Annotated in this window: 11 protein-coding genes, 1 tRNA gene and 2 pseudogenes; 7 read left to right on the forward strand and 7 right to left on the reverse strand. The window is 51.3% G+C overall.

Annotated elements, in window-relative coordinates; all coding sequences use genetic code 11:
• Positions 1-77 precede the first annotated feature (77 nt).
• Positions 78-769, reverse strand: a pseudogene (locus OGX67_RS13210) (IS3 family transposase); the annotation flags it as partial.
• A gap of 74 nt (positions 770-843) precedes the next feature.
• Positions 844-1,467 carry a toll/interleukin-1 receptor domain-containing protein gene (locus OGX67_RS13215; protein WP_320338037.1) on the reverse strand — a complete coding sequence of 208 codons (624 nt, stop codon included), beginning with the start codon at positions 1,465-1,467 and terminating at the stop codon, positions 844-846.
• 166 nt (positions 1,468-1,633) lie between these two features.
• On the opposite strand from OGX67_RS13215, the gene OGX67_RS13220 reads away from it, so the two are divergent.
• The 4 genes and pseudogenes from OGX67_RS13220 to OGX67_RS13235 all read left to right on the forward strand — a co-directional run.
• Positions 1,634-5,047 carry a DEAD/DEAH box helicase family protein gene (locus OGX67_RS13220; protein WP_110249105.1) on the forward strand — a complete coding sequence of 1,138 codons (3,414 nt, stop codon included), beginning with the start codon at positions 1,634-1,636 and terminating at the stop codon, positions 5,045-5,047.
• Positions 5,048-5,107: 60 nt separating this feature from the next.
• Positions 5,108-6,742 (forward strand): type I restriction-modification system subunit M, encoded by a 1,635-nt coding sequence (locus OGX67_RS13225; protein ID WP_110249106.1) that lies wholly within the window; start codon positions 5,108-5,110, stop codon positions 6,740-6,742.
• Positions 6,739-7,953 carry a restriction endonuclease subunit S gene (locus OGX67_RS13230; protein ID WP_199991792.1) on the forward strand — a complete coding sequence of 405 codons (1,215 nt, stop codon included), beginning with the start codon at positions 6,739-6,741 and terminating at the stop codon, positions 7,951-7,953. Before OGX67_RS13225 ends, OGX67_RS13230 begins: the two co-directional genes overlap by 4 nt.
• Before the next feature lie 213 nt (positions 7,954-8,166).
• Positions 8,167-8,418 (forward strand): annotated as a pseudogene (locus tag OGX67_RS13235) (5'-nucleotidase); the annotation flags it as partial.
• A 119-nt stretch (positions 8,419-8,537) separates the two neighbouring features.
• Here OGX67_RS13235 and OGX67_RS13240 read toward each other — a convergent pair.
• Together OGX67_RS13240 and OGX67_RS13245 are read right to left on the reverse strand one after the other, a co-directional pair.
• Positions 8,538-9,803: a tyrosine-type recombinase/integrase gene (locus OGX67_RS13240; protein ID WP_110249107.1), complete on the reverse strand. Its 1,266-nt coding sequence runs from the start codon at positions 9,801-9,803 to the stop codon at positions 8,538-8,540.
• Positions 9,804-9,989: 186 nt separating this feature from the next.
• A tRNA-Leu gene (locus OGX67_RS13245) sits at positions 9,990-10,074 on the reverse strand.
• A 220-nt stretch (positions 10,075-10,294) separates the two neighbouring features.
• Here OGX67_RS13245 and ahr point away from each other — a divergent pair.
• Together ahr and OGX67_RS13255 are read left to right on the forward strand one after the other, a co-directional pair.
• The gene (ahr, locus tag OGX67_RS13250; RefSeq protein ID WP_048236253.1) at positions 10,295-11,314 is read left to right on the forward strand and encodes an NADPH-dependent aldehyde reductase Ahr; all 1,020 of its coding nucleotides are present in this window, start codon (positions 10,295-10,297) and stop codon (positions 11,312-11,314) included.
• A 147-nt stretch (positions 11,315-11,461) separates the two neighbouring features.
• The gene (locus OGX67_RS13255; protein ID WP_257651284.1) at positions 11,462-12,964 is read left to right on the forward strand and encodes a helicase HerA-like C-terminal domain-containing protein; all 1,503 of its coding nucleotides are present in this window, start codon (positions 11,462-11,464) and stop codon (positions 12,962-12,964) included.
• A gap of 101 nt (positions 12,965-13,065) precedes the next feature.
• Here the strand turns inward: OGX67_RS13255 and lptG are convergent, their stop codons facing one another.
• The 3 genes from lptG to OGX67_RS13270 all read right to left on the reverse strand — a co-directional run bounded on the left by lptG (position 13,066) and on the right by OGX67_RS13270 (position 15,361).
• Positions 13,066-14,148, reverse strand: coding sequence for an LPS export ABC transporter permease LptG (gene lptG, locus OGX67_RS13260; protein WP_003025875.1), 1,083 nt, complete (start codon positions 14,146-14,148; stop codon positions 13,066-13,068).
• Positions 14,148-15,248 carry an LPS export ABC transporter permease LptF gene (lptF, locus tag OGX67_RS13265; RefSeq protein ID WP_032948416.1) on the reverse strand — a complete coding sequence of 367 codons (1,101 nt, stop codon included), beginning with the start codon at positions 15,246-15,248 and terminating at the stop codon, positions 14,148-14,150. Before lptF ends, lptG begins: the two co-directional genes overlap by 1 nt.
• A 62-nt stretch (positions 15,249-15,310) precedes the next feature.
• Positions 15,311-15,361, reverse strand: coding sequence for a hypothetical protein (locus OGX67_RS13270; protein WP_212723231.1), 51 nt, complete (start codon positions 15,359-15,361; stop codon positions 15,311-15,313).
• 153 nt (positions 15,362-15,514) lie between these two features.
• Here OGX67_RS13270 and pepA point away from each other — a divergent pair, with 153 nt between their 5' ends.
• Positions 15,515-17,026 (forward strand): leucyl aminopeptidase, encoded by a 1,512-nt coding sequence (gene pepA, locus OGX67_RS13275; protein WP_003025870.1) that lies wholly within the window; start codon positions 15,515-15,517, stop codon positions 17,024-17,026.
• Positions 17,027-17,058: the final 32 nt, after the last annotated feature.

Below are 17,058 nucleotides of genomic sequence, written 5' to 3' on the forward strand. Positions count from 1 at the left end.
GAGTTACCGGTTCAATATTCCAGACAGACTCGCGGTTCATTTAAGCATCCATGCCCGCCCTGAACTCCGGGCACACTATACGTCACATCGCCGCACCACACCTGATTCGGTTCTGTCACTGCAAACTGTCGCTCAAGGCGATTCGGGATAGCGGTGTGTTCATGACCACCACATTTATACCGGTGGGTTGGCTGCTGACAACTCACCAGACCCGGTTCTTTCATGAGCCTTCCGGCAAGCCAGCGTCCCATTCTGAAGCCTTTCAGGGTTGCCATAATCGCGATACTTCTTGCGCCAGCAGAGCCATGGCTGATGTTATGCAGTTCCAGAACCTGACTGCGTAACACAGCTCGCCTGCCGTCTGGCTTTTCGGGGCTTTTTCCCCAGTATTTGTAGCAGCTGCGATGAACCCCGAACACGTGGCAAAGTGTGACCACAGGATACTGCGCTCTGAGTTTCCTGATTAATGAGAACTGTTCAGGGAGTCTGGCATCAAGAGCGCGGTTGTAGCCTTTTTTAATATGTCGTTTTCCATTTCAATGCGTTGTAGTTTTTTCTTCAGCTCACGTATTTCAATCTGTTCCGGGGTTATAGGGGAGGCTTTAGGTATTTTGCCCTGTCGTTCATCCCGCAACTGCTTTACCCATCGCGTCATGGTAGAAAGACCCACATCCATAGCACTGGCCGCAGCTGCAACGGTGTAGTTCTGATCAAGGACCAGTTGAGCGGATTCGCGTTTAAACTCTGCGCTGAAATTTCTTTTTTTCATTGAGGCACCTGTAATGTTCTGAGGTGAGCATATCACCTCTGTTCAGGTGGCCAAATTCAGTGTGCCACTACAGATCAGTAAAAATTCTTTGGTAGAGAAAGATTGCTCGAGCGCGGTATAAAGACGGTATCCGTTGCCTGAATTGCCTGAAGCATCGGATTAGCCGAAGCTGGGGCGTGCACAATCTGCAGCGGCTTTTTCGCATCCAAATTGGCAATGGCTCGGGAAACAGCATCGGAGACCTGAGCGTAACCCTCATCATGACTGGCAAACCTGCTTATAGCTTTACCGTCGATTGTCGCTGCCATGATGCTGCCGAATGGCAACTGATGCCAGGCACACTCTCTTAAAATCACCGGAATGACTACCGCCTCGCCTTTTTTATGCCGCTCCAGTGCGTTGGTCATCTCTACCTGATAACAATAGTCAGAAGCGATGAAATCACTGCTAATTAGCAACAGGATAATATCTGCCTGCGAAAAATAGTGGTAGATCTGATGTTCAAACTCTTGCCCAGGAACGATTCGGCGATCGTGCCATGTGGTGATTTTCCCCATTCGCTTCAGCGGGGACAGATGTTTCTCTAGCTCATTGCGTTGTGCTTCATCCGCATGAGAATAGGAAAAACGAGAGTAGTCATAAGGGTGAAATGCTCCTGAACCGTTACTGTATTTAAAGCTATTCTGTGCCCACGGTATAAAAAATCACGCTATTGACTGTAATTAATAGATGCTTGATCTCTTTAAAGTTGTTACATCAGCTCATTCATAGCCACCGTATGCCATCCGGCTCACTTCGTCAGCCAAAATAGTGTGATATTCTTTCCAGAAATCCTGTTGTATCCACGACATAAGGCGATGATTGATGGAGCAGTCTCTCAATTTTGAAATGTTGCGCAGCCAGTGGCCGGAACTGGCAGAACTCGCGTGTATGGCGGAACGCTATGTTCACTCCGATCCGGAAAGCTGTCTGGTCAAGCTGCGCAACTACACCGAATTGATGGTACGTTGGTTATACCGCCAGGAACGGCTGCCTGAAGGCATCAAAGCAAATCTGTATGATTTAATGAACGCCGATGTCTTTACCAGCATGATGCCGGAAGCCATCATCATGAAAATGGATGCGCTACGTATACACGGCAACCGCGCCGCGCACGGCGGACGTATCAAAGCCAAAGATACGTACTGGCTGCTTAAGGAAGCGTATTTATTAGGGGTCTGGCTGTATGTTCGTTATGCCCACGGTAATGTTGATAACTGCCCCAAATTCTCTCTCCCTCCGTTAACACAATCTTCAGGTCGTGCAGATGAAAAACGTCTGGAAGATGCAATCAGGGCTCAAGATGAAAGCCGTGAGCGCGAACTGGCGCTACAACGCGCACTACAGCAAGAGCAGGAAAAGGCCGAACACCTGACTCAGCGCCTGAATGAAGCCAGAGCTCGCAACCAGCATGTTGCAGATATCCTCTCTATTGATGAAGCGGAAACCCGTCGCCGCCTGATTGATTCTCGCCTGCTTGCCGCCGACTGGAATGTAGGGGAAGAGCTTAATTATACCGATCAGGTTACGCAGGAACACCCCGTTAAAGAACAACCTACTGCAACCGGTGACGGTTATGCGGATTATGTCTTGTGGGATGAGGCGCATAAACCGCTGGCGGTGGTGGAAGCAAAAAAAACCAGCATCAATGCCGAGCAAGGACGAATTCAGGCCCGACTGTATGCCGACTGGTTGGAAAAAGAATATGGTCAGCGTCCGGTCATCTTCTACACCAACGGCTACGATATCTGGCTGTGGGACGACCATAAAACCCATGGTTATCCTCCGCGTCGGGTATTTGGCTTCTACAGCAAGGAAAGCCTGCAATACCTAATTCAGCAGCGTGAAACCCGTCTACCGCTGAATAGTGTCCCACACGTTAAAGATAACGAAGGTAAGGCCGTTGCCGGACGTTTGTATCAACTTGAAACTATTGCCCGCGTCAGCGAACGGTTTACCAACAAGTACCGGCAATCGTTAATTGTTCAGGCTACTGGTACAGGCAAAACCCGCGTAGCGATTGCACTAAGCAAACTAATGATTGATGCCCGCTGGGTAAAACGCGTCCTGTTTCTTTGTGACCGAAAAGAGCTACGTAAACAGGCGGCGAATGCCTTCAATCAGTTCACCAATGAGCCGCTGTATGTGGTCGGGAAATCGAAGAAAGCAGACAGGCAGAATGCTAGGATCTACATCGCCACCTATCCCGGCATGATGAAAATCATGGACCATTTTGATGTCGGTTATTTTGATTTGATCATCGCCGATGAATCCCATCGTTCGATCTATAACGTTTACGGCGATCTGTTTAAGTTTTTTGATGCCCTCCAGATTGGCCTGACGGCCACGCCGATCGACATGGTGAGTAAAACCACTTTCGGCCTGTTTGGTTGTGAAGGACGTATCCCTACCGCCAACTACAGCCTGGAAGATGCCATCGCCGATAATAATCTGGTTCCCTATGAAGTTGTTACGCACACCACAGAATTCCTGCGCGAAGGCATCAAACGGGAGAAGTTAAGCGACACACAAATCCGCGAACTGGAAGAACAGGGTATAGATCCCAATACGCTGGAATTTGATGGTAAGGCGCTGGATGAGGCAATTTATAACAAAGACACCAACCGCTATATCCTGCGTAACCTGATGGAAAATGGCCTGAAAGATCGGGACGGCCAGCTGCCAGGTAAAACCATCATTTTCGCCCGGAACCACAAACACGCACTGTTGTTAAATGAATTGTTCGACGACATGTACCCGCAGTTTGCCGGACGCTTCTGCCAGGTCATCGACAACTACGATCCCCGCGCCGAGCAACTGATTGACGATTTTAAAGGGCTGGACGAAAGCACCAACAAAGAGCTGACAATCGCTATCTCCGTTGACATGCTTGATACCGGCATTGATGTACCGGAAATTGTGAATCTGGTCTTTGCCAAACCAGTCAAATCGAAAGTAAAGTTCTGGCAGATGATTGGCCGTGGTACACGCCTCTGTTCAGGGCTATACGGCAATGATGAAAACGGCAAACCGCTGGATAAACAGAAATTCCGCATCTTCGATCACTGGGGCAACTTTGAGTATCACGAGTTGCATACCGAAGAGGCCGAAGTCACAGCGACAAAATCGCTGGCGCAAAAACGCTTCGAAGCGTGGGTTATGCTGGGGGCTGCTGCACAACGTAAGTTCGACAAACAGGCGGTAGATTTAGTCGCTCACCAGCTCCGCGAGCAGATCAACGCGCTGGATGAAAAGTCGATTGCCGTACAGGAAAAGTGGCAGCAAAAAGCGCAGTACAGCGATGAAAAAGTGCTGCGCCAGCTTTCCCCGAAAACACTGCAGGATCTGCTATCTGTCCTGGCCCCGCTGATGCAGTGGCTGGACGTGCGCGGGCAAAGCGATGCCATGCGTTTCGATATGGATATTCTGGCGGCGCAAACTGCCCGTTATAGCAACCCGGAAGAGCTGGATGTGCTCTGGCCGGTCATCGTCGAAAAAGTGGAGCGCCTGCCGCCGCATCTGGCGCAGGTACAACAGCAGGGGCAACGGATTAATCAGCTTCATGATTTAAGCTGGTGGAAGCAGGCCAGCCTGGAAGAGTTGGAGGATATCCGCATTCACCTACGCGGCATCATGCACCTGATGGAAAAAGATCCGACGCCCCGTCCCAGCTCGGTGCAGGTGGATATCACTGAAGATGCAGGCCAGATTCGAACGGAAACCCGCAAAACCAACGTTCGTTCCATTGATTTCAAACTTTATCGCCAGCAGGTTCAGGGCGCATTAGAGCCACTGTTCCAGCAAAACCCGGTGCTGAAGAAAATCCGCAATGGCGAACCGGTAACGCAAAGTGAACTGGATGAACTGGCAAAATTGGTGCTGATACAGAATCCTAACGTCGATATTCGGGCGTTGAAAGAGTTCTACCCGCAAGCAACCGCCAGCCTGGATAAATTGTTACGTACCATTATCGGTATGGACAGTGACGCGGTGGAGGTGCGTTTTGCACAATTCGCTGCCGATAACAGCCTGAGCAGCCCGCAATTGCGTTTCCTTTCGCTGCTGAAAAATCATATCCGTGATTGCGGCACTATCGAGATGAAGCAACTCTTTGAACAGCCGTTCACGCATATTCACCAGGGTGGCGTCGCGGGCGTATTCCCAGACGTGGCACAAATAGCCCGATTACAAAAGATAGTCGAAGAGCTGGGTGTTGTGACCGATACAGTGACGGTATAATACGTTCATGACAAGCCCCGGCAGCGGGGCTTTTGTATTTTTAACATGGTAAACTTAACAATGATCACCGGTGACTTAAAAAGTAAAATCGACGGACTGTGGGAAGATTTCTGGGTGGGAGGTATCACCAACCCGCTGACCGTTATCGAACAAATCACCTACCTGATGTACTCCCGGATGCTGGACACCCAAGAACAACGAGATGAAAAACGTAAACAAATCGCAGGCGTTGATTTTAAACCACGCTTCGCGCCAGAACAGCAGGAGTTCCGCTTCAGCTACTACAGCAATCTCGGCTCGGATGAAATGATGGACGTGGTGCGCGACGGCGTATTCCAGCATTTCCGTCAGCTTGGGCAAGCGGATAAAACGAAGGCCACGCTGCTGGACAACTTTATGAAAGATGCCCGTCTGGAGATCGTCAAGCCTTCGTTGCTGACCAAAGCGGTAGAGGTCATTAAAAACCTGCCGCTGGATCGTGGCGACACCAAAGGCGACCTTTACGAATACCTGTTAAGCAAGCTGACTACCGCCGGGATCAACGGCCAGTTCCGCACTCCGCGTCACATCATCCGTACCATGGTTGAGATGATGGAACCTAACCCGGCACGTGGTGAAACGATTTGCGATCCGGCCTGTGGCACCGGTGGTTTTCTGGCTGCAAGCTATGAATATCTGCTGGAAAAATATAGCTCACTGGAATCGATTCATGCCGAGATTGGCAGCAACGAACGCGGTGAGTTGGAAGAGCAAAAAATCTTTACTGGCGATCTGCTGACGCCGTGGCGTGACCATGTGGATAACAAAATGTTCCATGGCTACGACTTCGATACCACCATGCTGCGTATTGCCGCGATGAACCTGATTATGCACGGCGTGGAAGAGCCGGATATCCACTATCAGGACACCATGAGCCAGAGTTTCAGCGCTAACTTCCCACAGGCCAGCAAAAACGCCTTTAACCTGATCCTTGCGAACCCGCCGTTTACCGGTTCACTGGATGAGGAAGATATCGACTCCACACTGTCGGCGATGGTGAAAACTAAGAAAACCGAGCTGTTGTTCCTGGCGCGGATTCTGCAAATGCTGAAAGTGGGCGGACGCAGTGCGACCATTGTGCCACAGGGCGTGCTATTTGGCTCCAGCAAGGCGCATCAGTCTCTGCGTCAGGCGTTGGTGGAAAATAACCAACTGGAAGCGGTAATCAACCTACCTTCCGGCGTATTTAAACCTTACGCAGGTGTCGTGACGGCGATCCTAATTTTTACCAAAGGCGGTCAGACGGATGAGGTCTGGTTCTACGATCTGCACAATGACGGTTATAGCTTGGATGACAAACGTAACCCGATAAAAGATAACGATTTACCACATCTGCTGGCAAGCTGGAAGCACTACCGTGCTTTACGTGGTTTACCGGTAGATAACTTTATGGGCGAGAAATTTTCCTCGTTGCTGAAACAGCAGTACCCAGAAGGGATTGATGTTGGTGTTGACTTTAAAGATCGCACCCAAGCGGCCTTTGTGGTGCCGAAAGAGGATATTGCCGCGCAGAAATACGATCTTTCCATCAATCGTTATAAAGAGGTGGTGTATCAGGCTGAGGAGTATGAAGATCCGAAGGTGATACTGAAGCGGTTGATGGGTCTGGAGAAAGAGATTCTGGCGGGTCTGGATGAGTTGGAGGGGATGCTGTGAGTTGGCCGATGGTAAATTTAGGTAACATTGGGAAGTTCAAAGCAGGTTTTGGATTCCCTATAGAGTACCAAGGAAAAAAAGAAGGGGATTACCCTTTCGCTAAAGTTGGTGATATATCAGCTATAGTAAGAAGCGGTCATAAAAATATTTCTCATGCTGGGAATTATATTGACAAAGATATACTTGGCAATTTAAAAGCTAAAACCATACCCAAAGGAACTATTGTTTTTGCAAAAATTGGAGAAGCGATTAAGCAAAATTTTCGAGCTATTACTACCGTAGAAATGGTAATAGATAACAATGTAATGGGGCTAGTTCCTGATAATAATCTCGTTGATACTAATTATCTATTTTATTTTATGCGATCACTAGATCTTTACCAATTTTCTGGTGCAACTACCATTCCAGCATTACGTAAATCAATGCTAGAAAATATTCAAATACCATTACCACCATTGAGTGAACAAAAACGTATCGCTGCTATTCTTGATAAAGCAAATGATATACGCCAAAAACGCGAACAAGCCATTGAACTGGCTGATGATTTTTTGCGTGCTACGTTTCTGGAGATGTTTGGCAACCCTGTGTCTAATCCAAAAGGGTGGAAGGTAAAACCTTTAAAAGAACTCTCTGTAAGAATAGCTAGTGGTTCTACACCTAAAGGTGGGAGCAAGGTTTATGTTGATAAAGGTATTACCTTTTTTAGAAGCCAAAATATTTGGAAAAATGATATCAGGCTAGATGATGTCGCGTACATTGATGAAAAAACCCATAATAGTCTAAAAAAAAGTAGTCTAAAACATAAAGATATATTGATGACTAAAACGGGGCGATTCAACACAGAAAACAGTAGCCTTGGTCGTGCCGCTTTGTTTTTAGGTGATGATGACAGTGCAAACATCAATGGACATGTTTATTTGATAAGATTAAAGGCAGGGGTTTTACATGAATTTATTGTATATATTTTGACTTCGAATGAATATCGTGAACATATTCGTGAGGTTTGTGTTGGTGGAATAGATAAAAGACAACTGAATAAGGATCATATCGAAGATTTCCCTATTATCTGTCCGCCAGATGATCTCCAAATGGAGTTTATGAGGAAGGTAAATTCCATTCAAAAAATACGCTCAAATGCTATGACTGGGTTAAAAGAGGTTACCCCTCTATTTAACACACTCAGCCAAAAAGCTTTTTCTGATGGATTTTAAAAAGTGGGTATGTTCGGTGAAACTCAGATAAATCTACCACCGGTAGCCACCAGTTTGAATCTGGTACGATTTGGCGATCTGTACCACACTAATTATCTTTTTAGTGCACACCATACTGGTAGTATACTGTAGCAAAATTAGAGTCTAGTAGGGGCTAGAAAGGAGTAACCCAGCCTCTGCTATTCTGCTAAAAAAACAGCAAAACTTTAGGGTCAATTACTAACCCGTGTTGAATATTCACCTGTCAGCATTGTATTGCACTGATGACGGCCAGAAATAGCCCATCAGAAATACACGTCATTAAAACGCTGAGAGGCTGGGGAGATATGTCGATGAGTTTTTTCTCGGAGGTATGGAGAAAACAAAAGTTCTGAAGCGTTTAAACTACGTATTTTCTTTGATGATCAGAATGTCCACTTATATTCTACGGCGAAGGTGGTCCGAAAGATTACTAAAAGTGAATGATTTGTTTTACCGAGATACTTACATGATAACAATGGTAAAAATACAGCGACCAACCAGTCCTAAGCGGGCTGGTTGGTCTTTTTAATTTAAACATCAACCGAGAAATAAAGACATTCAACTCACACACCATTACCCCGATTGATCTTCGCATAGTCAAACGGCGTAATCGCTCTCACCCGATTCGCATCCAGAAAATCAGCCCACCACTGCAACATCAGCTTGCGCTCATCCAGATGTTCTGCTTTATGGATATACGCCGCCCTCACCGTATTGCGTTCCATATGGCTCATCTGCCTTTCCACCGCATCCTTCGACCATAGTCCTGACTCAATTAACGAACTACAGGCCATTGTACGGAAGCCGTGGCCGCAAACCTCAACCTTAGTATCATATCCCATCACCCGTAGCGCACTGTTTACGGTATTTTCACTCATTGGCTTACGCGGATCATGATCGCCAATAAAAATCAGCTCATGTTCACCACAAAACTGTTTTATCTGCTTCAGGATCGCCAGCGCCTGCTTTGAAAGAGGTACCAGATGCGGTGTACGCATCTTTGAGCCTCGCTGAGAATGTTTCACATCAGGAATAGGCTCTCGCTCAGGCGGGATGGTCCACATTGACGTTTCAAAATCGATCTCTGACCAACGAGCAAAACGCAGCTCACTGGACCGAATAAAGATAAGCAGAGTGAGTTCTGTCGCCCAGCGGGTTAGCGGTCTGCCGGTATAGCCGTCTACTTTCTCAAGAAACTCAGGGATGCGCTTTAATTCCAGCGCCGGGCGATGTTGTCGATTACTGGAAGCAACCGCCCCAGCCATCTCTTGTGCTGGGTTATAATCAATTAACCCACTTTGCACTGCATAACGCATGATGGCCGTAGTGCGTTGTTGAAGACGGGCAGCAACCTCAAGACGTCCAGACATCTCCACGGCTTTAATGGGTGCTAATAAATCACGCGTTTTTAACTCAGTGATATTACGCTCACCAAGCACTGCGAAGAGATTATCTTCTAGGCTTTTTAGCACACGATGGGCGTGATCTTCAGACCACTTTTTATTGGTGCCATGCCACTCGATCGCCACCTCTTTGAAGGTTCGTGCTTTACTCTGTTCAACCTTATCATTTTTCTTTTTGTCTCCCGGATCGACGCCATTCGCTAGCAGCTTACGCGCTTCGTCACGACGTGCTCTGGCATCCGCCAGTGTGATTTCAGGATAAACCCCAAGTGCCAACATCTTTTGCTTGCCGTCATAACGGTACTGCAAACGCCAGTACTTAGAACCATTAGGATGGACAAGCAGGTGCATACCGCTGCCATCGGTCAGTTTGTATTGCTTATCCGTTGGCTTGGCTGTTCTGACCTTGATATCTGTTAACGCCATGCTTATCCCCTCCCTGTTGGTACAAGCATTATCGAATCGGAAATACCATCATCTATACCAACATGTGTTGGTAGATGTACGTTGATGTTGGTTGACCTTGAGAGAGTTAATATAGCGGGAAAGGTAGATAAATACTGGGCTTTAGACATAAAAAAAGACCTCAATTGAGGTCCATTTACATGCTTTTGGTGCCGAAGGCCGGACTCGAACCGGCACGTATTTCTACGGTTGATTTTGAATCAACTGCGTCTACCGATTTCGCCACTCCGGCACGGAAGGGATGCGGAAAACGTTGTGGATTATACCTGTCGTGCGCCACCATGCAAGCGCCAGCATGTGTCTGGCCTGCTAAGTGTTGAAAATTTCAGCATTACCTTTCCCACCTGTAACCCTCATCACAGTTTACCCGCTTCTTAATCCCCCCTTCTGCGAAGCGGCCCGTTTCCCCATGCTCTACACTTCCAGTTCAACACCACACTGAGGGAAACACGATGTCGATGATAAAAAGCTACGCCGCAAAAGCGGCGGGCAGCGAACTCGAACTCTATGAATATGATGCGGGGGAGCTTAAGCCGGAAGATGTCGAAGTCCAGGTCGATTACTGCGGTATCTGCCATTCCGATTTGTCGATGATCGACAACGAATGGGGGTTCTCTCAGTATCCGCTGGTTGCCGGGCATGAGGTGATTGGTCGTGTGGCAGCGCTCGGCAGCGCGGCGCAGGATAAAGGCCTGAAAGTCGGCCAGCGCGTCGGCGTTGGCTGGACGGCGCGCAGCTGCGGGCACTGCGACGCCTGTATCAGCGGCAATCAGATCAACTGCCTGGAAGGTTCCGTTCCCACTATTCTTAATCGCGGTGGCTTTGCCGAGAAGCTGCGGGCCGACTGGCAGTGGGTGATCCCGCTACCGGAGAGTATCGATCTGGCGGCAGCTGGCCCATTACTGTGCGGCGGCATCACGGTGTTCAAACCGCTGCTGATGCACCATATCACCGCCACCAGCCGCGTCGGGGTGATCGGCATCGGCGGGCTGGGGCATATCGCCATTAAGCTGTTACACGCGATGGGCTGCGAAGTGACCGCGTTCAGCTCCAATCCGGCGAAAGAGCAGGAAGTGCTGGCGATGGGGGCAGATAAGGTGGTCAACAGCCGCGATCCAGATGCGCTAAAAGCGCTGGCGGGCCAGTTCGATCTCATCATTAACACGGTTAACGTCGATCTCGACTGGCAGCCCTATTTTGAAGCGCTGGCCTACGGCGGTAACTTCCATACCGTCGGTGCAGTGCTGAAGCCGCTGCCGGTTCCGGCGTTCACCTTAATTGCCGGGGATCGCAGTATCTCCGGTTCGGCGACCGGGACGCCATTCGAGCTGCGCAAGCTGATGAAGTTTGCCGGGCGCAGCAAGGTGTCGCCTACCACCGAGCTGTACCCGATGTCGCAAATTAACGAAGCAATCCAGCATGTGCGTGACGGCAAGGCCCGCTACCGCGTGGTGCTGAAAGCCGACTTCTGATCGTCTTTGCCGGGTGGCGTAAGCTTCCCGGCTATTCTCCCCGCTATTCCAGGCAGGTAAAATTCTCCTCACAATCTCCGCAATTTAGCGGTGAAGAGTGCGTCACGGTTGCCTATACTCCAGGCAGGATAAATGGAGGAAATCTCAATGAGCGCACCCCTGCTAATTGCCCGCACGCCGGACACCGAACTGTTTTTACTGCCAGGCATGTCCAACCGTCACGGGCTGATTACCGGCGCCACCGGGACTGGTAAAACCGTCACACTACAAAAGCTGGCCGAATCGTTGTCCGAGATTGGCGTACCGGTATTTATGGCCGATGTGAAAGGTGATTTAACCGGCGTGGCCGAGGAAGGACAAGCCTCTGAAAAGCTGCTCGCCCGCCTGAAAAACATCGGCATTACCGACTGGCAACCGCATGGTAATCCGGTCACGGTGTGGGATATCTTCGGCGAAAAGGGTCACCCGGTGCGAGCCACGGTATCTGACCTCGGGCCGCTGCTGCTGGCTCGTCTGTTGAATCTCAACGACGTTCAGTCCGGCGTGCTGGATATTATCTTCCGCATTGCCGATGACCAGGGCCTGCTGCTGCTCGATTTCAAAGACCTGCGGGCCATTACTCAGTACATCGGCGATAACGCTAAATCCTTCCAGAATCAGTACGGCAATATCAGCAGCGCTTCGGTCGGGGCTATCCAGCGCGGACTACTGTCGCTGGAGCAGCAGGGAGCGGCACACTTCTTTGGCGAACCGATGCTGGATATCAAAGACTGGATGCGTACCGACGCCAGCGGCAAAGGGATGATTAATATTCTCAGCGCCGAGAAGCTCTACCAGATGCCCAAACTGTACGCCGCCAGCCTGCTGTGGATGCTCTCAGAACTGTACGAACAGTTGCCGGAAGCGGGCGATCTGGAGAAGCCAAAACTGGTGTTCTTCTTTGATGAAGCGCATCTGCTGTTCAACGATGCCCCGCAGGTGCTGCTGGATAAAATCGAACAGGTGATCCGTCTGATCCGCTCGAAAGGGGTCGGCGTGTGGTTCGTCTCGCAAAACCCGTCGGATATTCCGGACAACGTGCTTGGTCAGTTGGGGAACCGCGTGCAGCATGCCCTGCGCGCGTTCACGCCGAAAGATCAGAAAGCGGTGAAAACCGCGGCGCAAACCATGCGCGCCAACCCGGCATTTGATACCGAAAAAGCCATTCAGGAGCTGGGAACCGGCGAGGCGCTGGTGTCGTTTCTGGACGCCAAAGGCAGCCCGTCGGTGGTTGAACGGGCGATGGTGATTGCTCCCTGCTCACGGATGGGACCGGTGACGGACGACGAGCGCAACGGGCTGATTAATCACTCTTCGCTGTACGGCAAATATGAAGAAAATATCGACCGAGAGTCCGCCTATGAACGTTTACAGCAGGGCGTGCAGGCCAGTACCGAGCAGCAAAATACGCCTCCCGCCAACGGTAAAGCGGTCGAGGTGGACGGCGGTATTCTCGGTGGATTGAAGGATATTTTATTTGGCAGCACAGGGCCGCGCGGCGGCAAGCGCGATGGCGTGGTACAGAGCGTGGCGAAAAGCGCGGCGCGACAGGTTACTAATCAGATAATCCGCGGCATGTTGGGGAGTTTGATGGGCGGGAGAAAACGCTAGCCCGTATTACGTTGCCGGATGGCGGCTTAACGCCTTATCCGGCCTACGGGTCCGGAGTAGGCCTGAAAAGCGCAACGCCATCAGGCCTACGATTACTATGATTACGATTTACGCAGCATCAGCCACAGGCTTATCAGGAAGAAGCTGGCGCTTGGCAGCAGCGCACCGATAATCGGCGGAATGCCGTACACCAGCGTCAGCGGGCCAAAGATTTGGTCCAGCACATAGAACACAAAACCGAAGCTAATCCCCGTCACCACACGCACACCCATCGGGACGCTACGCAGCGGACCAAAGATAAACGACAACGCCATCAGCATCATGACCGCCACTGATAGCGGCTGGAAGACTTTGCTCCACATATTGAGCTGGTAGCGTCCGGCATCCTGGCCGCTCGACTTCAGGTACTTCACGTAGTTATGCAGACCGCTAATCGACAGCGCGTCAGGATCCAACGCCACGACGCCGAGCTTGTCGGGCGTCAGGTTGGTTTTCCAGGTGCCGCTCACCGTTTGCGAACCGGTGATTTGTTTCGGATCGGTCAGGTTGGATTCATCCACCTGCGACAAACGCCAGACCTTCTGCTCCGGGTCAAACGTCGCGCTCGCAGCATAGCGTACAGACTGCAGACGGCGCTTGTCGTTAAACGAGTAGATGCTAATCCCGCCCAACTCGGCCTCGCCTTTCACCCGCTCGATGTAGACAAAGCTGTCACCGTCTTTCGCCCACAAACCCTGCTGGGTAGAGAGCAGCGAGCCGCCGTACATCTGCTGCGCACGGTAGTTACGCGCCATCTGTTCACCCTGCGGTGCGACCCATTCGCCAATGGCCATCGTCAGCAGCACCAGCGGAATCGCGGTTTTCATCACCGACAACGCCACCTGCATACGGGTAAAGCCAGAAGCCTGCATCACCACCAGTTCACTGCGCTGGGCCAGCATGCCCAGCCCCAGCAATGCTCCCAGCAGCGCCGCCATCGGGAAGAAGATCTGGATATCTTTCGGCGCACTGAGCAGGGTATACAGCCCGGCGCCCATCGCATCGTAGCTCCCCTGCCCGGCTTTTTTCAGCTGGTCAACGAACTTGATGATCCCGGAGAGCGACACCAGCATGAACAGCGTCATCATGATGGTGGTGAAAATGGTTTTACCGATATAGCGGTCAAGTACACCAAAAGGCTGCATTATACCGCTCCTTTACGCATAAAACGGGCACGCAAGCGGCGCATCGGCACCGTATCCCAGAGGTTAAGCACAATCGCCAGCGCCAGATAAGCCAGGTTAACCACCCACATCCAGAACACCGGATCCAGCTTACCTTTGCCACCGTTCGACTTCAGCGATGTCTGAACCAGGAAGAACAGCAAATAGAGCAGCATTGCCGGCAGCATCGACAGCACGCGACCCTGACGCGGGTTCACCACGCTCAGCGGTACAACCATCAGCGCCATCATAAATACGGTGAATACTAACGTGATACGCCAGGTCAGCTCCGCGCGGGCACGATCGGTGTCGGTCGCCAGCAGCGTACGCATGGTCATCTGTTCGGTATCGTTTGGATCCAGCGCCACGGCCTGATGGCCGATAATCGCCTGATAATCCTGGAAGTCGGTAATGCGGAAATCGCGCAGCAGCGCGGTACCTTCAAAGCGCGTCCCCTGGTTTAGCGTCACAACCTGAGAGCCATCGCGCATCTGGGTAAGATGTCCGGAATCGGCTACGACGACCGAAGGACGAGCGTTGCCTTTCGGGCGGATTTGCGCGAGGAACACGTCTTTGAAGTTGCTGCCGTCAACGCTTTCGATAAACAGCACCGAACTGCCGTTGGTCGCCTGCTGGAATTGCCCCTGAGCAAGCGCCGCCATACCGGGGTTCGCTTTCGCCTCCGCCAGGACTTCGTCCTGATGTCTGGAGGACCACGGTCCGGCCCACATCACGTTGACCGCCGCAATAATACTGGTAAACAACGCCAGCACCATCGCCGCTTTAACAAGCACAGCCTTGCTCAGCCCACAGGCATGCATGACCGTAATTTCACTTTCGGTATACAGTTTGCCCAGCGTCATCAGCAGCCCGAGGAACAGGCTTAAGGGCAAGATAAGTTGCGCCATTTCTGGCACGCCCAGCCCCAGCAGCGAGAGCACCAGATTTGCCGGGATATCACCGTCAACAGCCGCACCAAGGATCCTGACCAACTTTTGACAAAAGAAGATCAAAAGCAGGATGAATAGGATCGCAAGTTGGCTTTTGAGCGTTTCCCGAACCAGATATCTTATGATTATCACTTTAAATACGCCCGTAAAAACCCGTCTTTTGCCGGAATTTAGCTTGTTTCATGGCTTAAACGTCATTTATTCTCTTGAGTCGTCGAAATCGTCGCTAAGATCATTATACTCAACGGATCCACCTCTCAGAAATTGTTCTGACGTGCCAATGCCGTAATAACGTTAAGATTAACACGAAGTCACCGCAACAGCGGGTATGAGTTACGAAAGCTTGCAATTCTATCCGTAGCCACCGCTGTTGTCTTTAAGATTCAGGAGCGTAGTGCATGGAGTTCAGTGTAAAAAGCGGTAGCCCGGAGAAACAGCGGAGTGCGTGCATCGTCGTGGGTGTCTTTGAACCACGCCGCCTCTCTCCGATTGCAGAGCAGCTCGACAAGATCAGCGACGGGTACATCAGCGCACTGCTGCGTCGTGGCGAACTGGAAGGCAAACCGGGTCAAACCCTGTTGCTGCACCATGTTCCTAACGTTCTGTCTGAGCGAATTCTCCTCATTGGTTGTGGCAAAGAGCGCGAACTTGACGAGCGCCAGTACAAGCAGGTCATTCAGAAAACCATCAATACGCTGAATGATACTGGCTCAATGGAAGCCGTCTGCTTTCTGACTGAGCTGCACGTCAAAGGGCGCAATAACTACTGGAAAGTGCGCCAGGCCGTTGAGACGGCACAGGAAACGCTGTACAGCTTTGACCAGTTGAAGACCAACAAAAGCGAGCCGCGTCGCCCGCTGCGTAAAATGGTCTTCAACGTGCCGACCCGCCGCGAGCTGACCAGCGGTGAGCGTGCGATCCAACACGGTCTGGCAATCGCCGCTGGCATTAAAGCGGCGAAAGATCTCGGCAACATGCCGCCGAACATCTGTAACGCAGCTTATCTGGCCTCCCAGGCGCGTCAGCTGGCAGACAGCTACAGCAAAAATGTTGTGACCCGCGTGATCGGCGAGCAGCAGATGAAAGAGCTGGGTATGCACTCTTATCTCGCCGTCGGTCACGGTTCGCAGAACGAGTCGCTGATGTCAGTCATCGAGTACAAAGGCAATCCGTCCGAAGACGCGCGTCCAATTGTACTGGTCGGTAAAGGGTTAACCTTCGACTCCGGCGGTATCTCCATCAAACCAGCCGAAGGCATGGATGAGATGAAGTACGACATGTGCGGCGCGGCGGCTGTGTACGGCGTAATGCGCATGGTGGCCGAGCTTCAGTTGCCCATCAACGTCGTCGGCGTACTGGCGGGCTGCGAAAATATGCCGGGTGGCCGCGCGTATCGCCCAGGCGACGTGCTGACCACCATGTCTGGTCAGACCGTTGAAGTGCTCAATACCGACGCCGAAGGCCGTCTGGTGCTGTGCGACGTGTTAACCTACGTCGAGCGCTTTGAGCCGGAGGCGGTGATTGACGTTGCGACCCTGACCGGCGCGTGCGTGATTGCGCTGGGCCATCACATCACCGGCCTGATGTCGAACCACAACCCGCTGGCACATGAGCTGATCGGTGCGTCCGAGCAGGCTGGCGACCGCGCGTGGCGTTTGCCGCTGGGTGATGAATACCAGGAGCAGTTAGAGTCTAACTTTGCGGATATGGCGAACATCGGCGGACGCCCTGGCGGCGCTATTACCGCGGGCTGCTTCCTGTCACGCTTTACCCGTAAGTACAACTGGGCGCACCTGGATATCGCCGGTACCGCATGGCGCTCCGGTAAAGCCAAAGGTGCAACCGGTCGTCCGGTCGCGTTACTGTCGCAGTTCCTGCTCAATCGCGCGGGTTTTAACGGCGAAGAGTAAGTTTAAGATTGCCCCGTAGGCCGGATAAGCGC

This window comes from Citrobacter sp. Cf118, assembly GCF_030334095.1.
Lineage (GTDB): Bacteria > Pseudomonadota > Gammaproteobacteria > Enterobacterales > Enterobacteriaceae > Citrobacter > Citrobacter freundii.